The sequence below is a fragment of the Anaerotignum sp. MB30-C6 genome (assembly GCF_030908465.1).
GTDB lineage: Bacteria > Bacillota > Clostridia > Lachnospirales > Anaerotignaceae > Chakrabartyella.
This window is the reverse complement of record NZ_CP133078.1, coordinates 1371567-1391994: the sequence shown is the minus strand read 5'-3', so window position 1 is coordinate 1391994 and position 20428 is coordinate 1371567. Positions and strand designations below refer to the sequence as shown.

Genomic DNA, 20428 nt, shown 5'->3' with positions numbered 1-20428 from the left:
TCTGTTAGTGTTTAACTTTGCCTGCACAATAAAATCTGACTTATCACGAAATTGAGCCACTACTTTTTAAGGTAGTGCCTCTTGATTTACCTATAATCCGAGTATCGTCCAGTCAATGCTTGCATAAAGACGGTGAACGGATTTTAATTTTCATAGCACCGAACTCCTCACTATTGCCTATATTTAATTGATTGAAACTTCCATTTTGCTATGGTAAACTTATTTCATATATTTACTGAGTAAAACTTTTTTGAAATGGCAGTGAGGAGAAATCCGCCCCGAAGGGGTGTATTTATATTTGCTTGATTTGGATTCGGCGGATAAACATGATGAAAACTTTGCTTTGAAAATAAGGGGGAACGATTTGATAATTAAAAATGAAAAGCAGTTTAATATGTTCCCCTCCCATGTAGGGCTGAGAAAATATGTTCATTACTACAACATTGTATTTCCATCGAAAGATACGTTTACAGCGCACTATACGCTTATGCCTAACGCTTGCGGAACATTATCGCTTGCCTTTGATGGAACCGCAGTCATTGCTGAACTATGGGGAGCATCCCTGACCCCTGTTTTGTTAGGAATGGAACCAAATAGTTATCATGTCCTGCTGCTTATCCAGCTTTCGCCCTATGGTTTGTATCAGATTACACGCCAAAGCCAAGCGGAGTTTGCAGACAAACGCCTTTCACTTGTGGATATCGACAATGAGCTTTTCAATTCACTGTGCCAAGCCTTTATAATGTCAAAAACCACAATAGAGTTAGTAAATACTTGTGAAAAAATATTATATAGGCGCATGGAAAATCCGCTTATTTCAGATGCTTTGTTATTAGCTACCACAGTGATTTCTGATAGTCATGGGCAAATACAAGTGAAAGAAGTTGCTCGACAATCCGGTTATAGCGAGCGACATCTAAATCGCTTGTTTCTTACACAAATTGGAATGAATATTAAGGACTTTGCACGCCTAACCCGCTTTAACTATGTCTTAAAGCACATTCAAACATCGCCTTGCTTCTTTGCAACGTTGTCGCAACAAGCCGGATATTTCGACCAAGCCCATTTTGATAAAGATTTCAAGGCTATCAGCGGTGTTACCCCTCAAAAGTATCTGAAAACAATGTCGGATTTTTACTATGACGGAACAGAGATATACGATACAATATCCTCAAAGGAGGATTGAAAATGAAATATCAAGGTTGTCTTTTATCGGTTAAGGACATATCCGCTTCTAAGCACTTTTACGAAAAGGTGCTTCATCAAAATGCAGTCATGGATATTGGCATACATGTAACATTTGAGGGCTTTTCACTGCAACAGGGATATGCCGAACTTGTTGGCATTACAGTCGATAGCGTGAAAGAGCAGTCACACAACTTTCAAGTCTATTTTGAAGTAGAAGATTTAGACAAAGTGTATGCCGAAATGAAAAGCATATCCAGCTTACAATGGGTGCATGAAATAAAGGAATACCCGTGGGGGCAGCGTGACATTCGGGTATATGACCCAGACAAGCACATTGTAGAGATTGCAGAGGATATGAATACGGTTATCAAACGCTTTTTGAATCAGGGCATGTCGAAAGAAGAAGTTGCCAAGCGCACAATGTTTCCCCTTGAAGTCGTAAAACAGTATGCGTTAGGCTTTGGTATGTGATACACGGCGGCTTTGGTGAAGCAAAGCCGCTATTTTATTCCAAACAAGATCGGAGGAGACGGGCAATGAGTAAATATGAGCCGCTTTGGAAGGCGATAGGTCGACGCACGGAAAACAGCTTCACGCTGACCTATGCCGAGATTGAACAGATTCTGGGCTTTACTATCGACCATGCCTTTTTAACCTTTAAGAAGGAGCTGCCCGCCTACGGCTACGAGGTGGGTAAGATCTCCATGAAGTCACAGACGGTGGCGTTCAAACGCTGCATTTGACAAGCGGCTGCGTTTTTTCTATCATCGGCTTCACCCATCCAAGAGGAGGAAAACTATGAACTGGGAGCCATGGACAGGTTGTTACAAAATAAGTGATGGCTGCACAAACTGCTATTTTTATGGGCCACATGCGAAACGCTACGGTCAAAACACCATACAAAAAACAGATAAATTTGATTGGCCTGTAAGGAAAAATGCAAAGGGCGAATATAACATTAAAGGAAATAAAATTCTTGCGACCTGCTTTGCGACTGATTTTTTTCTACCCGAAGCGGATGAATGGCGTAAAGAGGCTTGGGCAATCATCAAGGAAAGAACAGATATTGATTTTTTGATTTTGACAAAGCGAATTGACCGATTTCCCCAATCGCTTCCGCCTGATTGGGGTACAGGCTATGACAATGTGAATATTGGCTGTACTGTCGAAAATCAAGAATTAGCCGATTACAGGCTTCCACTCTTTTTATCCTATCCGATAAAGCGGCGTTTTATTGCTTGCGCCCCACTTTTAGAAGCGATTGATTTAACACCCTATCTTCATGGAATAGACCATGTTACCATTGGTGGCGAAACAGGGCGAGAGGCCCGTATGTGCGATTATGATTGGATACTTAATATCCGTGAACAATGCGTAAAAGCAGAAGTGACATTTTGGTTTAAAAATACTGGTTCACTTTTCAAACGTGACGGTGTAGTGGAAAAAATAAATCCATTTAAGCAAAACAGTGTGGCAAAAGAGCTCAGTATTGATATTTCAGATGGGAAAAGGTTGTTTTGATCAAACTCAATGGTGTAAAGCATTATTGCCTGTTTTACTTCATGAATGTTCTGAACGAACCAAATGAGAAACCCCTCTGTTGGTGACTAAGTTCACCTACACGATCAAATCTGACTTGCCACGAAATTGAGCCGTTGCACCTTACTTAGATGCAACGGCTCTTGCTGTATCTACATCCCTAAAATTGTCCAAATATATAGCGGAGCCGTCAGCGTAAACACCAAGCAGGCAAACAAAATAGCCGGGGCCGCCCACTCAAACTGACCTGATTTGCGATAATCAAAGTAACTTAATCCGAGCTTGGCAAAGAAAAACACTGCCAAGATGAGGTCAATTGCTGGGAATACTACCTTGTTGACTACCGTTTTAATCTGTCCTGAGGCATCGTTCCAAGTGCTTTCAATGGCACCGGCCACATCGCCTGTGCCTGCGGCAAATGCGGTAGTACTGCAAAACAGGCAAAAGAGAAGTGCCACCACAAGAACAGTTACTAACTTTTTATGATTTTTCATACATTGTATCCACCTTTCCTTTAATAGCAAAAGCCTTGCATGGTAGGAGCTTCTGATGCTCTCAGCTGCAAGGCTTCGCTTATTTCTATAGTTTTTGGTTCTGATTTAAACTTCAGATCTCCACGATAACCGATTTTTAAGCTGCTGAATTCTTCGGCAAGAGCCTTTTGCTCGGCAGAGCATCGGCTATCTATTTCCTGATTCCACTTTACCCATTCACCATTTTGATACCTTGGGGTAAGCTCTAAGATAACATACTCATCGGGCTGAAATTTGGGGGATCGCTTTGGGATTCCGTTTATTCCGATATATAAGCCACCCTCATTCATAACTGTCAGCTCCATGAGCCTGAGCGTATTCTCTACAGAACTGCAAAACCAACACTCTTTGTCTTGAAACTTTCGGATTCTTCCATCTGCCAATATCGCCGGAAGATTCTCCTTATTTGTGTAATGATACAGCACCTCGGGTGGTGATGCAATGCGTTCGTATGCCATTTTTCCCTCCTGTTTTAAGGCTGCAAGGGGCCAATATGCCAATCCTGCCAAAGTGAGCCACGGATTGTTAAACTGTCTGTGAGATTGGCAGAAAGCATTCCCACAGGAGTCCATCCGTCTATGAGCCAAGTGTTCACCTCATATTTTCCATCCGGCATCCAAATCGGTGAAAAATGTGTCCTATTCTTATAGGTGGAATAGTTATTCTTCTGAAATTCAAATCTACCGCCACCCATACGCTCTAACAAGCGCCAGTAGGTTTGGTAGTTAAACTCAGGGAAATAGCTGACAGCGTTCTGTGGCTGTGTAACAGCCGATCTTTGGGTAGTACGAATACTGCCGCTTGCAGTCTGATTAATTCCATAGCCCGATTTCATTATACGACCATTTGCTGTTGGGTTTTTGTCATCACACTTGATACTCATAGACGATGACAGACTTGCATAGTAACGGTCAAGGTCGAATTCGTACCATCCATGATCGCACCAATATCCGTCCTCATCATCACCGTGCCATACCCAATATTCCTGCCACCACGGGTCCCATACTGTCCAATCGGCTCGGTCTTTTTCTGCTCTTTTTGGAACAGCTTCTTGCTTGAAGCTATCGTTGCGGTCATCGGCAACAGGATTCGGTGGCGGGTTTTTATTAAGGTCAACAATCTTACAGTTGATAGTGGTTTTATCTGTACCGCCGGAGCCACGAATAGACACATGAATAGCCATATCCTGCTCGGTAGCAGGGGTAGTCCATTTTACCCATGCAAGCTGACTGTCACCCTCTGGGTAATAGACATTACCCACATTATAGGTTCTCCCGCCAATATTGAAGCTGATCGTTGTAGGAGTATCGGGATCAGACTGACCACCACTTACCGTTACTGCTGTAATCACCTCTGTATTTACCCTGTATTCGTAATCATAAGCAGAAACAACAGGAGGCTCCGGCTGCTCTGTAAAACGCACAACACCAAGACCGAGGGAGGATTTAATGTCTGCATTGGAAGCTGCCTTGGTGGTACTTCCTACCCAAGCCGGGTAGCCTAAATCCGACACCTCCAAGAACATAGCGAGGGGCAGATTCTTATGAGACAGCGACACCATGCGTTTTCGCAGAAGACCCCCAACCTGTTCGTCATACATGGCGGCCTCGGTCGCAGTGGTAGCAATCATGACTCCTTCAAATTTGTAAAAGGCTAATGGTTCGAGAAGTAGCTTATACTTGCCACCGATTAACACATCGTAGTCCATGCCGGTATGATTTGCTATCAGTTGCACTGTATATTCTGAGCAAAAATACTTCTTAATTCCTTCAATATTATTGCTCCCGCTGCTACTCACAATCCGAGGCATAGATTGGGGTGGGTTAATATACTGGAATGTACCTTGTTGTGGTGATAATCCACTTCCATTGTTATATTGAATTTTACTAACCTTTCCAAAATGAAACATTGTTGACGGCGGTTTTTTATTTGTTAAATCAATAGGGGTTGTCACGGGTGAATGGTTTTCCGCTTTAACTACCGTTACTCGCACACCGTCATTGCCCGGTGACCATGAATTGGTAGATGTTCCATCACCCATTCCACCGCCACCTCCATCAATGTTTCCGTCCCCAACTGCAAAGGCAGGAACAGAAAGACAACAGACTAAAGCAAGGGAAAGACACATTGAAATTAATCTTTTCTTCATTGGAACTCCTTTCCGCAAAGAAAAAATGCACCGCTTTTACAGTGCATTTCCTTTACTTGATATATTCTATTCTCCCATGATGCCGACTTGCTTGTTGATGTCGCCATCGCTTTCACCAATAGTACCTTGATTTTCACCACTGTTTTCAATCCAACCAAATCCGGGGAGATAGGTTTCACCTTTGCTATTAACATCCCCGCCTTGAGGCTGATTATCGGTCTTAGGTGGTGTAACAGGTTTTTCTACCTTATCGTGATCCTGCAGTTTGTCATTTTCGGTTACCTTATCGCCATTGGGCTTTTGCTCTGGATTTTTCAGTTCTTCTTCAGTGTAGTTGGGCTTTTCTGATGTATTTGGCTGAATGGTCTGCTCAGTACCTTTGTCCACACCGTTTGCAGATTCAGATTCCTGTGGGATTTGGATAGGCGGTACCGTAATACCATCCTCTTTTTCTGTGATATCAGGGGTATCCACCACCACATCTTGGGAGCTGCTGCTCTGAGGCGGGATATCTACATCCTGAATAGGCGGTGTTCTGAACTGTCCTGTAATTGCCACCACGAGGACAGCACTTAGGGCAAGACCTCCGGCAATAAAAAGCCATTTCTTTGTTTTTTCATTCATATTCTTCATATGGGATTTCCTCCGTTCTTTTTTTGTTAAGCCACACATTACCATAGAAAGTAAGTAATAGCTACTGAAAGAATGCAAGTTATCAGAAACTTAAAATTTAGGGGTATAACCGGCGCTGTTTTTCACCTTAATTCGCATAGGTGGCAAGAGTTTTCCGCCAAAGGATACAGGAACTTCAAGCATAATAGAACTGTCTACTTGAAATCTGTCACCCTCACGATCTGATGTGGCAAGGGGTGCATTCTTAATATCTACTTGTAGATTCCATATCCTAAACTGCATTTCGGTGGTATCGCTTGCAGATTTGATGTGATATCCGTTTTCAACGGATAAGCCAAGTATTGTATCCATTTTAGCATAAATATCGCCGTAATCCAACGATTCTTCAAAGTCATCTGACAGTGGCTGATACCCACCTGAATATCCCTCACGCACTCCGTGGTAGACATCATCATAATTTTCGGTGACTGTTGCAATGACGGCATCTTGCAGAGCATCACGAACACCCTCCGCAACAATTATAAGGCGAAAGTATTCTGAAATACCTGTAAAAATCATAACCAAAACAAGAGTAATGGCAACGGCTAAAGGATAACCGTTGCCACGATTATTTTTTAGGGATTTCAATAGTTTTCGTATCATCATTTCCAATACACCTCGCTTTTTCCCATTGCCTCACCACGTAGGGTTACGGGGAATGAGCCTATGTCACCAAACAGTCCAATATCCATTTGGTAGGTTACCATCACAGTGATTTCCTCGTTAAGCTGAATCTTGCCTGTGCGTGACCAATTAACATCGGGGTCAATGCCTGTCTTTTCAATAAGGATTTCTTCTCGTCTTGCTGTTTCTGAACCGACTCTGCCTGCAATCTCTGCTTCACGCATCAGTTCGGTTGCAAAGGTATCCACCTTTTGTTTGGCAATGTAGGCTGGGAAAACCTTAACCGCAAGAGCAATCACGAGCATGGCACAAAGAACAAGCACCACCACATCAATATAGCCCTCGCCACGGTTGTTTTTTAATGCCTTCAGCACATCGTCACCCCCATTTCCCAATTAGGTTCACAAGGGCTTTCGGTTAAAATATGAAACAGATTATCTTTTGCATTTATGCTCACAATCTCCTGTGACAATAATTTCTCCGCACGTATTTTTATACTGCTGTCCGAAGTTCCCGCATTTCCTGATACATCTTGTCCTGACAGAAGTTCCTGTGCATTTTGAGGTGTCAAAAACACATATCCACTCGGTGTCATTAGATCCAAGGAGACATTGGGATTTTCTATAATCAATTCTTTTACGGTCATTTTCTTCACCTCCTACAGCATTCCGCCAAGAGAGCGGATGATTTCAAAAATAATAACCACCATGTACATCATGAGGAAACACATCAGCATTAAAAAGCTGAATACTCGGATTTTCGGTGGAATTTTCATCGCTTCAGCTTTTAAGCGTTGCAGCTCCAACTGCTTCATATCGTGTGAGAGCATTTGAAAATACATACTTCCGTCATCACCACGAAGCACACCGATGAGTCCTCTGGTAATATCGGAAAGCATGGGGGAATTGAGCCTTGACTCAAATCTGGTGAGTGCTGCCTCATAGCTTGATGACCGCATATCAGCAGTTACAATATCCAGTTCCTTGGCAAAGTCATCACCGGCATTCTTCTTATAATGGTCAAGCATAGACAGAACATCTCGGCTTGCCTTTAGCTCTTGGGTGATAGTGGCAACAAACCTCGGCAGTTCCACTTCAATTTTTTCTCGCTTTGCTGCGAGCTTTTCATCTGCTTTGCGTATTTCCTTGAAGTAAACAATCACCGCAAGGAACAGCACTACCGGAGCAAGAAGAGGAAAAACAAGCAGGCAAGGGATTACCGCCAGTGCAATCAATCCTGCTTTCAGTATGGCACAGGCTGTAAATTCTTCGGGTGTTTCTTTCATGCCTGCAGCATTTAGGGTGTGCTGCATACGGATTTTTTTGTACTCATCCATAGGCAGATATTTTGCAAGTTTCACCGACCAAGCAGTGATCATTGCATCTGTGGATTTTGCTTTTTCGCCTGTTTGCTTGGTTGCGGTGAGCATTGCTTTGCCTGTGGCAAGGCTGGGTAGTTTCAACACATCGGCAAGGATGAAGAACAATCCCAAACCGAAGAATGTGCCAAAGAGTAAAATTAAAAGTTGCATCTTGAACCTCCTATCTTCGGTATTCGATTGGCTGTGTCAGCTTCACCACAAATGCCATTGATACAAACATAATCACAAAGCAAATTGCAAGAACAATCTGCCCCGGCACAGTATGCATCAAGGTGTGGTACCAATCCTTGTTGAGAAAATACAGCAAGGGAATGTTGGAAAGCATCAGCACCTGCATAGAGATAAACTCTTTTCTTGGCTCGAACACCAAGTTTTCAAGCTCCCCATTGACCACCCGCATATCGGATAGCTTTGTGACAATGGGCGTCAATGTGCTTTTTAGGCTTCTATCGTACTGACAGGAAATCATGGCATCGCACCACTCATGAAACACAGCGTTGTCAATCTGACCTCGCATTGCCCCCAGTGCAGACACAATGTCAGGGTCAATCATCTTAATTCGATAGGTAAATGCCTTGAATACCGATAGCACCGGAGGGTTAAGATACCCGATGTTTTCCTCCACTGCTGTTACGATATCCTCATTTCTGAGATAGGCTGTGGTGACGATGGAAAGCGCCGTTTCAAGCTCTGCGGAAATGTCCTTTTTAAAGTGGCTTTGGGTTAAGCGAACATACCAAAATGGCAACATCATCATTCCAACCGCAAGGACAGGTACGGCGAAGAAGTTGCCAAAGCTGATGGTAATCGCTGCACCAACAGAAAATAGTGCCAAAGACAACAGGCACAGAACAGGAAAACGCTTGCTTCTGCCTGTCACCCTTAAAATCTCTTGTACCTCGGTAATTTCTCTCTTGAAAAATCCTATCTTTTTACGGTTGGTACTCTCATTGATTTGTGCCTTTAAACTCTTGGAATTGGACAACAGCTTTGAGAACACGCCATCTGTAAATTCGGTTGGTGTAATGGAAAGCAAAATAAAAAAGCCTGTGATCATTCCCACACAGGCAAGGAGTAAAACTATATTCAAGCTGTTTTCACCTCACTTTTTAGGTTTTCGATTTGTGCCAAAGGCATACCGTTTTCAAGCAGTCTTTTCGATAGGGTCTCGGAAATAGAGGCTCTTTGCTCATGATGACCGTCAATGATGAATTTGCCGTCCTCCATGCGGTTTTCGGTGATGACATATTGGAAGATGGTGCGGTAAACTCTTTCGCCGTTTGGCAGTATTTCGCACTCCATAACCTCCATCATGCGGCGCTGCTTGTTTTCAAGCTGTTTGCAGAACACAATGATGGGATAGGCTTCGGTCACATACTGCATGAGGGTTTCATCGCTCATATCCACAGCACGTTTGCACAGAGATACCATTCGGCGGTAAGTGGCTTCACAAGAGTTTGCGTGAATGGTGGTCAGCACCGCAATGCCTGTTCGGGCGGCTTCCTGTGCTGCATTGGCTTCCGCTCCACGCATCTCTCCAACAACGGCAATATCGGGATTGAAACGAAGAGCCATGTCCAGCAGCTTGATTTGGTCTATCTTTTGGCTTTCGATTTCACTATCCCTTGTTAGGGTATGGATTACCGAGTTGGTCACCTTACCATTTTGAAAGCGTGTGAGGTCAAGCTCACGAGAGCCATTTTCAATGGTGTAAATTCTCTTGTTATCAGGAATTGTGGTGAGAAGCCAACCGAGGACGGTGGTTTTACCGCTACTGGTAGCACCGGCAACGCAGACAGAAATGCCATAGCGAATGAGAGCCGATAAAAAGTCAAGCATGGTGCCTGTGGCAGTTCCTGTTTTAACAAAGTCCTCTTTCTTCATGCTCTGTGGGTTTACGATACGAATGGAGGCAGAGATGCCCACATCTTCGTCCACAATGGGTGTTTTCATAGCAGCAATACGAATGTTTTTGGAAAGATGTCCAAGGACAACGGGGCTGGCATTATCCAAGACCATTCCCGACACATGGAGCATTCTTCGCACCACATTGATGGCGTGTTCGGGGGAGTCGAAATGCTCATCTAACTTTACATTTCGCCCATCGGAATACTGCACCTCAATATCTTGCCAAGAGTTGATGTCGATTTCCTCAATACCCTTGCCGAAGATATATTTGGTCAAAAAACCGTACTCCGCCATCTCGGTATAGAGGGCGTCAATTAGTTCATTGCCGGACATACCCTTGACAGCCATTCGCTTTTCCATAACAAATTTGGAGATGTAGCGTTTCATCTGCTCCTTGGCATCTTCAAGGGAGCTGTCGGTGATAAGCTGGGCATAGTTTTCGGAGATGTACTCTTGTACCTCTTTCAGCACAGATGAAAAGTCTTTGCCCTCGTTTTCGGGTGCAAAAAAAATAGAGTGGGTATTTTTCTTAACGCCCAGCTCTATCGGTACAATATTTTCTTTTTCGGTTGTGAGGATTTCTTCAGCTCGTTCCTCCACAACATTTACTTTTGCAGGAGGCTCTTGAGTTTGGGCTACTTCCGTGATTTCCTTATCCCTATAAAAAATAGAGTTTCCTCGCTTTTCACCTAACTTCATTAGCCGAACACCTCCTTTACAATTTCTTCAAGCTCACGGCGAAAATCTCTGCTATCCTTTAGGGTTAAATCTGAAAAGAGATTGCCCTCAAGGTACTGCTGTTCCAGTTCCTCGGAATGCGGGAGCTTGAAGCTAAGGCTTCCCATAGCACCTCCCATATGCTCGATACCGTGATTGCTCTGGATGTTGGAAGCACATTTATACTGCTTTTCAAAATCAAGTCCCGCACTTTGCAATGTGGAAAGCTGACTGGACAGATAGCTGACCGATTTTAGGTCACAGTTTGCAAGACGAAGTACCGCATCACTTTCAAGAAGTGCCACTGCGGACAGCACATCATTGGCAATATAGCTGCCACAGTCAATGATGATAAATGGTGCAATCTTGCGAAGAGACTCAATCAGCTCTCTTGCCTGCGTTTCTCCGAATGGGGTGTAGCTATATTCGTTCTCGCCCTTCAGCATTCCCAAGATGGTCAGATGATCCATCTTTTTGTGGGTAATCATATGGTATTTCACCAAGGATTCGTTGACATGAGGGGCGGCAAGAATACTGCCTAATGATTTTTCGCACTCCAAATCCGAAGGTGGACAGATGCAAGGAAGCATAGGTGCTGTCATATCGCACAAAAGCAAGACCACATTTTTTCGCTTGTCGGCAAGATGCTTGGCAAGCTTGGCTGCCACTGCGGTTTTGCCACTGCCGGGGCTGCCCCAAACCGCAAGGACACCGCCATGCAAAACCTGTTCCTTGGGTTGTTCGGTCTTGTCCGGCTTTTTAAATACGCTGTTTTTCATAAAGTTCATCGAGCTTATTCCTCCTTGTTTGCAGTGCTTTCTCCCGTCTGAGGATTTTTATTATCAACAGACTGCTCTGACGGTTCAGATACAACCTCAGTAATTGTTTCCTCGGCTGCAGGTTCTTCCGACAACTCAGGATGATTGATTTTATTGATTACGTCCTCCTGAATAGTAATAAACTGCTGTGCCTTTTCATTATCACCACGGAATACAAGGGACAAATGGCTCTTGCCCTCCGCTTCCAATTCCGCAAGGATATTGCCCTGTTCGGGAGTGACAAGAAGAGTCACAGTAGAGGGCAATTCTCGCTCATCTTCGTCAGTAGTCTGCTCGCCTGTATTGGCATCATAGCCACTGGGAGCAGTTACAGAGATTACCTCTACATATTTAAGTTCGGGCGGAATAATGGTTAAGCCTTGCTCTCTGAAATCGGGAGCAATTACCGAAACAATATCACCCGACTGTAGTTTGCCCGAAAGACCGCCTGCAAAGGTTTTAAGGGTGAGCGAAATTGCTTGCTTTGTGCCATCAAGATTGTAGAGATAGGCATTTTCATAGGCAGGAGTCTGCGACACCTTGGTGTTCAGGATATAGTCACCCACAGCAAAATCTGCGGTTGCGAATGTGCCAATCACAGTTTCTTTTGTCTTGAGGATATTTTCGGGCAGGTTATATGCTCCAACCTCTACGGTTTGCACCATATCCTTGGTGATTTCATCGCCTGTCTTAATTTTCTTTGCCACACGGACAATCTCAGTCTTTTGGCTGATGCTCTGATTGAAAAGCGGTGTAATGCCAAAACAAATAAGCAGGGACAAGGCGATGCAAAGGATACCCACTACGGTTCTGTTCTTCATGAATTTCATCATTATGATCCTCCCTTAAAACGATGTCGATGTGAATTTTTTTCTTTTATACTCTTTTACCATTTTCGGCACAAAGGCAAGTGCTGTGGCAATGGGAACAATGACACAAAGTGCCACGATGCTCTTTTTGTTCTTGATTTTTCTCATATGGTTAGTCCTCCTAATTTCATGAAATATGTGATTAAAAATCCTACGGCTAAAAAAGGAGCAAGAGGCATGGCGTAGTTCCTTGCCCCTTGCTTTGTCAGTTTTCTTTTGATTTGTTGAAATATCAGCAGCTCTAAGGTAAATGCGATGATGATTCCGTAAGCGGCAGCGGTAAAGCCGATGAGAACACTTACGGCAGTAGTCAGCTTAATATCGCCTCCGCCAAGCTGCTCGGGACAAATCCATGTAGCACAAGCCCATAGAATAACGGGGATACCCAGTCCTAAGAGATTTTCGGGACGAAAATCAAGCAGACTTAAACAGCCAATCCCGATGCAAAGGTATGGTGATATCTCTCTTGTCTGCGCATCTTTCACGGCAATATAAATGAGTAATGCTGTGAACAAAACTGCTTGAATGATGATATTCATGGGCATTTACTCGAAGAAATACTCTACGCTGTAGGTAATGTTTGACTTCTGATACATACAGCTGTGATTGGTATAGTAGTAAAACTCCAACTTGGAATACAAACCACTGTTGAGGCTCTTTTCAAAGGTAATACCGTTTGAGGTGGTGCCGTAATCAAGCTGATCCCACTGCTTGGTCAGCACATTGTATCCACGCACTCTGCCGTAGTCATTGCCGTTATGTCCGCTGACCGGCGGAACAGTAAAGGTGTATTTGGTGATGGTTGCACCCTCAATGCCGTTTTCCAAAATCGTAGAGTCGGGTCCTGTCAGTGTCATTCCACCACTTCCATTTCCGTCAGCCACAAAGAATACGATAGCTGACCACGGAGACTCAGCACCTGTACTGTCCACAGCTTTTACTCGCACAACATTTTTCCCAAGAGGATAGACGTGGCTTTGTGCGGGACGGTTTTCCCATACATAGGTGATGGCATCGCCGTCTGCATCGGTGCTGCTGGCGGTAATGGTTACCGCTGTTCCCGGTGCCACACAATTGCCGTTTGGTGTTCTTGTAATCACAGGACGAGTGGGTGCAGAGTTTGCCACGGCAAAGGTTTTGCTTACCCATTCGGAATATGCTCCTGTGCTGTCCTTGGCACGGACACGAATGGTATGCGTTCCCACAGCGTAATAGTTGTCGGCTGCTTTGTTTTCCCATTCCAAGGTAATGGCATCTCCATCAGCATCGTTGCTTGTAGTGGAAATGTTCACAAGAAACTTGCCGTTTTTCACGGTACGGGTAGGCGTTGCTGTCAGTGTTACAGTCGGCTTATTGCTCACAACAGTAAATGTCTTGCTTACCCATTCGGAATATGCTCCGGCAATATCCTTGGCTCGTACCTTGATGGTGTGTGTACCAACAGCATAGTAATCACCCTCGGTTCTGCCTTGCCATTCCAATGTGGTGTCATCGCCGTCTGCATCGGCAGCATTGGCAGTAATGTTCACAAGGAATTTGCCGTCTTTTACTGTTCTTGTCGGGGATGCGGTAAACGCGCTGATGGTAGGTGCGGCATTGATCACCTCAAAGGTTTTGTTTATCCATTCACCATAGGCTCCTGTGCTGTCCTTTGCTCGTACCTTGATTGTGCGTACCAACAGCATAGTAATCGCCCTCGGTTCTGCCTTGCCATTCCAATGTGGTGGTATCGCCGTCTGAATCGGTAGCATTGGCAGAAATCTTTACAAGGAATTTGCCGTCTTTTACTGTTCTTGTCGGTACTGCGTTAACTTCACTGATTACCGGCAGGGTGTTGGTCAGCGTGATGCTCTGGGAATAACGGCACTCTCTGCCCAAGATATCGGTGACAACCGCAGTCAGCGTAAATTCACCAATGTCATTGATTGCGATTGTTCCTCCATTCTTGGAAAGCTCGCCAACATAGGAGCAGGATTCACCATTCTTGCTTAAAGTCCATACCGCATTTGCTTTTTCTGTATGTTGAGATTTGCTGATTGCAACCTCGAAAGACTTGCCGTAATGCACTGTTGTGGGCATTGTAAAAGCAAAATCTACGATAGGCATAATGGTGATGCTTTCGCTGTGGGAATAGCTTCTGCCAAGAAGATCCACCATCTTGGCGGTCAGGACATATTCACCGTGAGAGGTAAAACGCACCTTTCCACCTAACTTATTAAGCTCCCCATCAGTAGCGGAGGATATTGCGATGCTCTTTCCGTTCTTAGTAAGTGACCACTCCATTGGCAGAGTATTGTTGTGACCACTGGTTCGAATGTCGATTTGGGTATCGGTGTAAGCAACCTCGGGGAGTTCGAAGCCAAGGGTCAGCACCGGCAGCACCTCGGTTTTGTTCTTAGGCTCAAAGAGGAATACTCTGCCTGTTTCATCGGTGGTTCTTGCCACAAGCTCATAAATTCCTGCTCGCTTAAAGTAAATATTTCCACCCTCGTTATTAAGATTTCCTGTAACAAAGGTGTCCCAGTCTTGATAACCGAAGCTGTTGTCTACAAGCCACTCCAAGCTAAGTCCGTCCAAGTCTGTGCCTGTGGTATTGATGGCTACCTTGGTATCGGTATGAATGAGCTTTGGCTGTGTATAGGTAACAGTGGGAATGGGATAGACCTTTGCTGCTTGCTCATAGGAATAGGTTCTGCCACCGTCATCGGTAAATGAGCATTTGAGGATATATTCGCCCTTATCCTTGAAACGGATATTGCCACCCTCATTGGTAAGTGTTCCTGTGATGGCATCAGATAGAGGAATTTCCTTGCCTTTTTTAGTGGCAGTCCAAGTGGCAATTTTCTCTCCGATTTCTGCAAGGGTGGTTTCCACCTTTACAGTATCATCAGTGTGGAGAATGCTCGGAATATAGAAGCCTACAGCACCCACAGGGTAGATGGTGATTTTTGCAGTATCAGTAAAGGTTCTACCAGTTTTATCCGTTAGGGCTACTATAAGTTGATAGACTCCTTTTTCCTTAAAACGAATGGTGCTGTCTGAGAGGCTCACATCGCCCTCAATTTGGCTTTGTATCTCCGCAGGCACACCATTCTTGGTCAGTGTCCAAGCTGCTGTCAAATCCTCTGTATTTTTGCTCTCTGTCTGTAAGGTGACTGCTTTATCGGCGTGGGAAATTGTAGGCAGTGTCAGCTTAATTTCGGCTACGGGATAGATGTCAATGTTTTTGGAAACAGTGGTTTCCTCGCCGATTTCATCTGTAATTTTGGCGGTTAATACATAACTGCCTTTTTCCTTAAACTGAATTGTTCCGCCTGCATGGGTAAGCTCACCGGCGATGGCTTTTTCAAGCTCAAGTGCCTTTCCGTCCTGTGTCAGCGACCACACCACAGTGTTCTGACCAAGGTTTTGGATTTTCAATTCTACAGGAATTGTTGTGTCGGTGTGTGCGGTTTTAGGCAGAGTAAAATCCATTGTAATTACGGGATATACCGTCACCGTTTGACTATGAGTGTCCTCTCTGCCACGGCTGTTTTTAGCAGTAGCGGTAATGGTATATTTACCGACTTTCTTTGCTTTCAGTGTACCGCCATCCTTATTGAGTTCGCCCTCAAAGACGGAGGACAGCTCCACTGGAATTTCGTCCTTGGTGATGCTCCATGAAACCGAGCTTACATATTTGGCTTGGGGCGAAATCTTTACTTCCTCGCCTACATAGCTGTTTTTGGGAAGTGTAAAGCTAAACTGCGGAGCTGGGACATAGGACGAACCGCCACCGCCATTTCCACCACCACCGGAAGGCTTTTCATCCGGCTTGATCACAGGCGGCTTTTCCTGCTCTATTTTATCCTTGGCTTCTTCCTCTTTCACAAGCATTTCAAAGGCTTCGCCACGGGTAGCGTTATCGTTTGGCTTGGCTGTTTTGTCGGGGTAGCCCTTGATAATGAAATATTTTTCGCCAATGCAAAGATACATCCTATCCTCTTTTTCAAGGAGACTGATGTCAGTAAAATCAAGGTCACAAATGCAGTCCTTGCTATGGCAGTTATCGCCCAAGGCACGAACAAGCATTTTTACCATTTCTAAACGAGTGATTGGCTCGTTGGGTGAAAACAGCTTATTTTCATAATCATCGGTGTCGATAATTTTCTGCTGCACCAAATAGAGGATGCTTTGCTCTGCCCAGTGACCGCCAATATCGGTAAACGCAGCGGTATTTGCGTCTGCTTTAACGGTATCGGTCATCGTTCTTGCAAGCAAAGTAGCAAACTCTGCTCTTGTGATAATTTCATCGGGATGAACAAGCCCATCGGGAAATCCTGCAATTGCACCCTGCTCGGTGAGTGTTTTGATCGCATCTTCCGCCCAGTGTCCTTTGGCATCCTCAAAGTATCGGTGGGCAGCATAGGTGCTGCCCCCGAATACAGAGAGAACAAGGCAAAGGATAGTGAGCAGAGAGGCGCTTTTTTTCAGCTTTTCTCTCATACTCTAATCCCCCTTAACCTGCGTAGTTGAACATTTCCTGAATTTTGGTTTTTAGCGTAGGCATAACCACATCTCCGAACAAAGCGTAAAGACCGGCAAGGAGCAGGCCGCCCAAAACCACAGCAATTAGAATTTTTACGGCACTATCGACATAATTTTCACCGCTGTTGTTCGCCACCGCAAGACGCATTTTATTCTTCTGAACCATAAGAAAGGTGGTTGCCTTAACGGCTGCATTGTTCACTGCATTCTTAGCCTTAGCGATCATGTTTTTAATGGTTTTCATAGTATTTTTCCTCCAATAATTTTATTTGGTTTATAGGTTTACATGGACATTTCGGGTTCGGTTTTCTGCTCCTGTTCATGGCTCTTTGCCATTTCCATCGATTGCTCATAGGCAGTTAAAACCGTATCGTTAAAGGCTTTTCGGCTTTCCTTGGTGATGGGGAAGAAAATATCGTCATATTCTCCCTTATGGTTTTTCACGCTGGGCATAGCCACAAAAAGCCCTTTGCTGCCCTTGATAATACGAATGTTCTTGATTGCAAAGGCACCGCCGATATTCACCGAGGCATAAGCCTTTACCTTGTCACCGCTTTGGGTGGGATTGACTCTTACATCAAGAGCCAAAGCATCGTTCTGCTTCATCTGTTTTCCTCCTGTTTTTGAAATAATTTTGTGGACACTGCATTCTTTTCTTAACCTCCGCAACACCATAGAAAATGTACACGATAGAAACTACCACTACATTTTCATATCAAATGCTTGCGTTTGCTCCTGTGCTTCAAAGTCAACCTCTCTAAATCCAAACTGATCCACATAATGAAACTCACTGCCGCTTTCGTCATACAGTTCCACTACATCGGACATGGAAAGAGAGTGACCTTTGTAGCCATCGGGGTGGTTGATGTTGCAAATCTCATAGATTGCATCAATGTTATTGGTGGGCAAGCTGCCATCAAAGACCACCTCGAAATTGTCTTTGCTCGGCTCCCCAAATTTCTCCTTAAATTCATCAAAAGAGATAAAGCGCATAGAAAAATCCGAATCGGCTTTTAGCTGCCAAATTCGGACATTCTTTAGGGTTTCTTCATTTTTCATAAACTGGGACACATCCTCCTTCCTCGCAAGAGCCTCAAAGATGCCGTCAGAAAAGCAAGGCTCAAATTTCTTTTCCTTACACCAGTTGGTGAGTTCTTCACACTGAAACAGTGTATCAATGTTTGCCGTGCTATCTTTAAGGTATCCCGAGGGACTTCCATAGTAGTAAATCAAGCTGTTTTTGAGTTTTATGCTCTCCATGATTTCCTCCAATCTACTGAATCTCCATCCCTCCCATACTTGGTACGGATGTATTGGATTGTGTTATCTCCTGCACCTTTTCTCTCGCCCAATCGGGGAGCAGCTCTGCTTTCAGCTCACCGATAAAGTCACTGCGATCATACTGGCATTTTTCTCCGTCAGAAAGAAATCTGCCGAACACCTTTCTGCCACTTGCCGAGGGACTACACCCAAAACCACCCTCACATAAAACAAGCTGGTCACGAGGTGTTTTGTAATCATCTTTTAAACAGGTGGGTTTGAGTACCATCACTCTGCCGGTGTAGTCAAGATGTGTTTTATCGTTGCAGTGGGCGTGATTCCAAAGGTTTAGACTGTCATATTCCTTGCGAGCAAGGTTAATGAAACCATCGAGAACAGCGGGGTGGCTGTCCACACGGAACTCAGCATTTGCATTCATTCCGTTGATTTTATTTTCGGGGATATAGATGCTCTTTGCCCACTCCTTGTTATCCCTCGAAAATCTGCCGTCATGGTCAAGCTGCTGCAAGGTATTGGCAAGGACGAAGTTTACCCGGTCATAGCCAAACTCCGCAATCGCCATCTTTGCAACATCATGACCTAAGTGGTAACCGTCAAAATTTGCATTGATCGTGTCCTCAATAAAGTCAGCACAGCGGTTATTTTCTCGCAAAGATTCTTGGTACTGCTCCAGTTCGCCGTTTCGCTTGGCTTCATTTAGACTGTAGGGATACACATATCTTTTATCCATGCAGAAGCTCCCCCTTTACCAAAAGCGCGTCAAGCTCTCCGAGGCAGATGCCATAATTGGAGAAAAGCTCAAGCAAGTGAGGTGGCACATCGGAGATGTCATGGTCGTACTCGGCAGGCTCAATGTGAATGATACCGGCATCTTCCTCCACAAAGGCATTTAGCTTTGTTCCTTCGGGGATTCCGGCAATCTCCAAAACCTCATCGGGCAAGTGGATACCCTCAAAGTCCAAATCCTCACAATGACCGCAGTCATCGCACTCACCACAGTTTTTTGCCAAGATGGAGAGATACCCCTGTGTAATTTCCGCAAGGGAGGCAATGGTCTTAATCATCTCCATTGCTGTCATCTTGGCACCTGTGATAACGATGGCACCCTCTGTGTGGATAACTGCAATTTCATCTCTCAAGCCTGCTTTTGTAATGGATTCATTGCTTACGGTAAACCCCTTGCTTTGATTGTTTTTCATTGAAATTCCTTCTTTCTGTAAAATAAAATTAAGCCTTCAACGGTGATGAAGGCTCGTGAATGAGTTTGTATTCTCCTTCGTTCAAAAGGCTGATAAAGGAGAATAAATTTAATTGGTGATTCTTCATTTGGAGATATGGTATTGGGTCATAGTTGGTGATAATCAGTTCTTCATAAACATCTCCTTCCTTGTGGGACATACTGTTTGGTCTTGTAGTATGGAAAATATAGAAGTCTTGGTAAAGCTCTATAATTTCTGCGGAATTGTTGTAGCTGACCATAACATAACCCTGTGCTTTTTTCAGTGCATCTCGAAGTCTGATATGGTCGGCTTTTGGGAATGCCACGGCATAAAATCCCTCGGCGTCATAGTACGGGGGATCGCAATAGATAAAGGCATTCGGTCTATCGTACTGCTTAATAAGGGCTTCAAAGTCCTTGTTTTCAATGGTGACCTCCGAAAAGGCACGGTTAAATCGCCAAATATCCACAAAGAACCTGCGGACATCACATCGTTTGCCACCGTAGGTATCGCCATTGGCATTAAAGCTGTAACGGAGCAGTTTGTAGTAAATGGCGGCTCTCTTGATATCCTTTTCATCTGCATTTGCAAGGAGCAGTTTTTTGGCTTCTGTTGCACTTGGCGGCGAGAGCATAATTTCTGTGAGCTTTAGCTCCTGCTTTAAATCTTCCTCGGTAAATTCTTCTTTTGCAATGAAACGCTTAAACACCTCAAAGTCATCACGAGCATTGAGAGTTAAAAAACCAATCTCACGAATGAGTGCAAGCGGCTTATCTCTGGCACACCGCATAAGGTTTACAAGATTGGCATTGAAATCGTTATATACCTTCAGGGTACTTGGGGGACAGTCAAGGTTTAAAGTCACCGTTCCGCTACCACCAAACACATCAATGCTCCGTTCATACCTGGGCGGAGCAAGTAGGTTAATCAGCCACATGAGCTTGCCTTTGCCGCCCACCCAGCTGATAATGCTTTTCATCAATTTTTATCACCCCCTTGGTT

26 protein-coding genes are annotated in these 20428 nt (G+C 44.4%); 4 read left to right on the top strand and 22 right to left on the bottom strand.

Going from position 1 to position 20428, the window contains the following annotated elements; all coding sequences use genetic code 11:
* Positions 1-298 precede the first annotated feature (298 nt).
* The 4 genes from RBQ60_RS07070 to RBQ60_RS07055 all read left to right on the top strand — a co-directional run bounded on the left by RBQ60_RS07070 (position 299) and on the right by RBQ60_RS07055 (position 2709).
* Positions 299-1186 (top strand): helix-turn-helix domain-containing protein, encoded by an 888-nt coding sequence (locus tag RBQ60_RS07070; protein WP_307885848.1) that lies wholly within the window; start codon positions 299-301, stop codon positions 1184-1186.
* A 2-nt stretch (positions 1187-1188) separates the two neighbouring features.
* Entirely contained in the window at positions 1189-1659 is a 471-nt protein-coding gene (locus RBQ60_RS07065; RefSeq protein ID WP_307885847.1) for a VOC family protein, read from the top strand.
* 65 nt (positions 1660-1724) lie between these two features.
* A complete protein-coding gene (locus RBQ60_RS07060; protein WP_307885846.1) occupies positions 1725-1931 on the top strand; it encodes a hypothetical protein in 207 nt (68 codons plus the stop codon).
* A gap of 55 nt (positions 1932-1986) precedes the next feature.
* A complete protein-coding gene (locus RBQ60_RS07055) occupies positions 1987-2709 on the top strand; it encodes a DUF5131 family protein (RefSeq protein WP_307885845.1) in 723 nt (240 codons plus the stop codon).
* Between the two features lie 170 nt (positions 2710-2879).
* Here RBQ60_RS07055 and RBQ60_RS07050 read toward each other — a convergent pair whose 3' ends face one another.
* The 22 genes from RBQ60_RS07050 to RBQ60_RS06950 all read right to left on the bottom strand — a co-directional run bounded on the left by RBQ60_RS07050 (position 2880) and on the right by RBQ60_RS06950 (position 20405).
* Positions 2880-3221 (bottom strand): DUF3852 domain-containing protein, encoded by a 342-nt coding sequence (locus RBQ60_RS07050; RefSeq protein WP_307885844.1) that lies wholly within the window; start codon positions 3219-3221, stop codon positions 2880-2882.
* A 20-nt stretch (positions 3222-3241) separates the two neighbouring features.
* Positions 3242-3718, bottom strand: coding sequence for a hypothetical protein (locus tag RBQ60_RS07045; RefSeq protein WP_154260515.1), 477 nt, complete (start codon positions 3716-3718; stop codon positions 3242-3244).
* 14 nt (positions 3719-3732) lie between these two features.
* Complete coding sequence (locus tag RBQ60_RS07040) at positions 3733-5409, bottom strand: hypothetical protein (protein ID WP_226903838.1); 1677 nt, start codon at positions 5407-5409, stop codon at positions 3733-3735.
* 66 nt (positions 5410-5475) lie between these two features.
* Positions 5476-6042: a DUF6550 family protein gene (locus RBQ60_RS07035; RefSeq protein ID WP_307885842.1), complete on the bottom strand. Its 567-nt coding sequence runs from the start codon at positions 6040-6042 to the stop codon at positions 5476-5478.
* A gap of 90 nt (positions 6043-6132) precedes the next feature.
* The gene (locus RBQ60_RS07030; RefSeq protein WP_307885841.1) at positions 6133-6687 is read right to left on the bottom strand and encodes a hypothetical protein; all 555 of its coding nucleotides are present in this window, start codon (positions 6685-6687) and stop codon (positions 6133-6135) included.
* A complete protein-coding gene (locus tag RBQ60_RS07025) occupies positions 6684-7079 on the bottom strand; it encodes a DUF4320 family protein (RefSeq protein WP_226903839.1) in 396 nt (131 codons plus the stop codon). The genes RBQ60_RS07030 and RBQ60_RS07025 overlap by 4 nt, the downstream gene beginning before the upstream one ends.
* Positions 7073-7351 carry a hypothetical protein gene (locus RBQ60_RS07020; protein ID WP_154260535.1) on the bottom strand — a complete coding sequence of 93 codons (279 nt, stop codon included), beginning with the start codon at positions 7349-7351 and terminating at the stop codon, positions 7073-7075. The genes RBQ60_RS07025 and RBQ60_RS07020 overlap by 7 nt, the downstream gene beginning before the upstream one ends.
* 12 nt (positions 7352-7363) lie before the next feature.
* Positions 7364-8236, bottom strand: a complete 873-nt coding sequence (locus RBQ60_RS07015; protein WP_307885840.1) for a secretion protein F — start codon at positions 8234-8236, stop codon at positions 7364-7366.
* A gap of 10 nt (positions 8237-8246) precedes the next feature.
* The gene (locus RBQ60_RS07010) at positions 8247-9176 is read right to left on the bottom strand and encodes a type II secretion system F family protein (protein ID WP_307885839.1); all 930 of its coding nucleotides are present in this window, start codon (positions 9174-9176) and stop codon (positions 8247-8249) included.
* Positions 9173-10693: a CpaF/VirB11 family protein gene (locus RBQ60_RS07005; RefSeq protein ID WP_307885838.1), complete on the bottom strand. Its 1521-nt coding sequence runs from the start codon at positions 10691-10693 to the stop codon at positions 9173-9175. The genes RBQ60_RS07010 and RBQ60_RS07005 overlap by 4 nt, the downstream gene beginning before the upstream one ends.
* Positions 10693-11499, bottom strand: a complete 807-nt coding sequence (locus RBQ60_RS07000) for a ParA family protein (RefSeq protein WP_307885837.1) — start codon at positions 11497-11499, stop codon at positions 10693-10695. Before RBQ60_RS07000 ends, RBQ60_RS07005 begins: the two co-directional genes overlap by 1 nt.
* A gap of 5 nt (positions 11500-11504) precedes the next feature.
* Positions 11505-12359, bottom strand: coding sequence for a Flp pilus assembly protein CpaB (gene cpaB / locus RBQ60_RS06995; RefSeq protein WP_307885987.1), 855 nt, complete (start codon positions 12357-12359; stop codon positions 11505-11507).
* Between the two features lie 15 nt (positions 12360-12374).
* The gene (locus tag RBQ60_RS06990; RefSeq protein ID WP_264296104.1) at positions 12375-12506 is read right to left on the bottom strand and encodes a hypothetical protein; all 132 of its coding nucleotides are present in this window, start codon (positions 12504-12506) and stop codon (positions 12375-12377) included.
* A complete protein-coding gene (locus tag RBQ60_RS06985; protein WP_173015628.1) occupies positions 12503-12937 on the bottom strand; it encodes a prepilin peptidase in 435 nt (144 codons plus the stop codon). Before RBQ60_RS06985 ends, RBQ60_RS06990 begins: the two co-directional genes overlap by 4 nt.
* Positions 12938-12943: 6 nt before the next feature.
* Positions 12944-14083, bottom strand: a complete 1140-nt coding sequence (locus RBQ60_RS15320) for a hypothetical protein (RefSeq protein ID WP_331654252.1) — start codon at positions 14081-14083, stop codon at positions 12944-12946.
* Positions 14025-16883 (bottom strand): S-layer homology domain-containing protein, encoded by a 2859-nt coding sequence (locus RBQ60_RS06980; protein ID WP_331654251.1) that lies wholly within the window; start codon positions 16881-16883, stop codon positions 14025-14027. Before RBQ60_RS06980 ends, RBQ60_RS15320 begins: the two co-directional genes overlap by 59 nt.
* Positions 16884-16896: 13 nt before the next feature.
* Positions 16897-17169: a DUF6133 family protein gene (locus RBQ60_RS06975; protein ID WP_331654250.1), complete on the bottom strand. Its 273-nt coding sequence runs from the start codon at positions 17167-17169 to the stop codon at positions 16897-16899.
* A gap of 38 nt (positions 17170-17207) precedes the next feature.
* Positions 17208-17531 (bottom strand): SpoVG family protein, encoded by a 324-nt coding sequence (locus tag RBQ60_RS06970; RefSeq protein ID WP_226903842.1) that lies wholly within the window; start codon positions 17529-17531, stop codon positions 17208-17210.
* Between the two features lie 96 nt (positions 17532-17627).
* On the bottom strand, positions 17628-18185 hold the full coding sequence (locus RBQ60_RS06965) for a YodL domain-containing protein (protein ID WP_307885836.1): 558 nt from the start codon (positions 18183-18185) through the stop codon (positions 17628-17630).
* A 13-nt stretch (positions 18186-18198) separates the two neighbouring features.
* Positions 18199-18936: a DUF3849 domain-containing protein gene (locus RBQ60_RS06960; RefSeq protein WP_307885835.1), complete on the bottom strand. Its 738-nt coding sequence runs from the start codon at positions 18934-18936 to the stop codon at positions 18199-18201.
* Positions 18929-19405 carry a hypothetical protein gene (locus tag RBQ60_RS06955; protein WP_307885834.1) on the bottom strand — a complete coding sequence of 159 codons (477 nt, stop codon included), beginning with the start codon at positions 19403-19405 and terminating at the stop codon, positions 18929-18931. Before RBQ60_RS06955 ends, RBQ60_RS06960 begins: the two co-directional genes overlap by 8 nt.
* A gap of 28 nt (positions 19406-19433) precedes the next feature.
* On the bottom strand, positions 19434-20405 hold the full coding sequence (locus tag RBQ60_RS06950) for a DNA adenine methylase (RefSeq protein WP_154260737.1): 972 nt from the start codon (positions 20403-20405) through the stop codon (positions 19434-19436).
* Positions 20406-20428 lie beyond the last annotated feature (23 nt).

Excerpts from the sequence above, each read along its gene's own strand:
- RBQ60_RS07065 (WP_307885847.1), top strand. The coding sequence starts at position 1,189 with ATGAAATATCAAGGTTGTCTTTTATCGGTTAAGGACATATCCGCTTCT.
- RBQ60_RS07055 (WP_307885845.1), top strand. The coding sequence starts at position 1,987 with ATGAACTGGGAGCCATGGACAGGTTGTTACAAAATAAGTGATGGCTGC.
- RBQ60_RS07000 (WP_307885837.1), bottom strand. The coding sequence starts at position 11,499 with ATGAACTTTATGAAAAACAGCGTATTTAAAAAGCCGGACAAGACCGAA.
- RBQ60_RS15320 (WP_331654252.1), bottom strand. The coding sequence starts at position 14,083 with ATGCTGTTGGTACGCACAATCAAGGTACGAGCAAAGGACAGCACAGGA.
- RBQ60_RS06975 (WP_331654250.1), bottom strand. The coding sequence starts at position 17,169 with ATGAAAACCATTAAAAACATGATCGCTAAGGCTAAGAATGCAGTGAAC.
- RBQ60_RS06980 (WP_331654251.1), bottom strand. The coding sequence starts at position 16,883 with ATGAGAGAAAAGCTGAAAAAAAGCGCCTCTCTGCTCACTATCCTTTGC.
- RBQ60_RS06950 (WP_154260737.1), bottom strand. The coding sequence starts at position 20,405 with ATGAAAAGCATTATCAGCTGGGTGGGCGGCAAAGGCAAGCTCATGTGG.
- RBQ60_RS06985 (WP_173015628.1), bottom strand. The coding sequence starts at position 12,937 with ATGAATATCATCATTCAAGCAGTTTTGTTCACAGCATTACTCATTTAT.
- RBQ60_RS07015 (WP_307885840.1), bottom strand. The coding sequence starts at position 8,236 with ATGCAACTTTTAATTTTACTCTTTGGCACATTCTTCGGTTTGGGATTG.
- RBQ60_RS07040 (WP_226903838.1), bottom strand. The coding sequence starts at position 5,409 with ATGAAGAAAAGATTAATTTCAATGTGTCTTTCCCTTGCTTTAGTCTGT.
- RBQ60_RS07045 (WP_154260515.1), bottom strand. The coding sequence starts at position 3,718 with ATGGCATACGAACGCATTGCATCACCACCCGAGGTGCTGTATCATTAC.
- RBQ60_RS07020 (WP_154260535.1), bottom strand. The coding sequence starts at position 7,351 with ATGACCGTAAAAGAATTGATTATAGAAAATCCCAATGTCTCCTTGGAT.
- RBQ60_RS07050 (WP_307885844.1), bottom strand. The coding sequence starts at position 3,221 with ATGAAAAATCATAAAAAGTTAGTAACTGTTCTTGTGGTGGCACTTCTC.
- RBQ60_RS06960 (WP_307885835.1), bottom strand. The coding sequence starts at position 18,936 with ATGGATAAAAGATATGTGTATCCCTACAGTCTAAATGAAGCCAAGCGA.
- RBQ60_RS07060 (WP_307885846.1), top strand. The coding sequence starts at position 1,725 with ATGAGTAAATATGAGCCGCTTTGGAAGGCGATAGGTCGACGCACGGAA.
- RBQ60_RS07035 (WP_307885842.1), bottom strand. The coding sequence starts at position 6,042 with ATGAAGAATATGAATGAAAAAACAAAGAAATGGCTTTTTATTGCCGGA.
- cpaB (WP_307885987.1), bottom strand. The coding sequence starts at position 12,359 with ATGAAATTCATGAAGAACAGAACCGTAGTGGGTATCCTTTGCATCGCC.
- RBQ60_RS06990 (WP_264296104.1), bottom strand. The coding sequence starts at position 12,506 with ATGAGAAAAATCAAGAACAAAAAGAGCATCGTGGCACTTTGTGTCATT.
- RBQ60_RS07030 (WP_307885841.1), bottom strand. The coding sequence starts at position 6,687 with ATGATGATACGAAAACTATTGAAATCCCTAAAAAATAATCGTGGCAAC.
- RBQ60_RS06970 (WP_226903842.1), bottom strand. The coding sequence starts at position 17,531 with ATGAAGCAGAACGATGCTTTGGCTCTTGATGTAAGAGTCAATCCCACC.
- RBQ60_RS06955 (WP_307885834.1), bottom strand. The coding sequence starts at position 19,405 with ATGAAAAACAATCAAAGCAAGGGGTTTACCGTAAGCAATGAATCCATT.
- RBQ60_RS06965 (WP_307885836.1), bottom strand. The coding sequence starts at position 18,185 with ATGGAGAGCATAAAACTCAAAAACAGCTTGATTTACTACTATGGAAGT.
- RBQ60_RS07005 (WP_307885838.1), bottom strand. The coding sequence starts at position 10,693 with ATGAAGTTAGGTGAAAAGCGAGGAAACTCTATTTTTTATAGGGATAAG.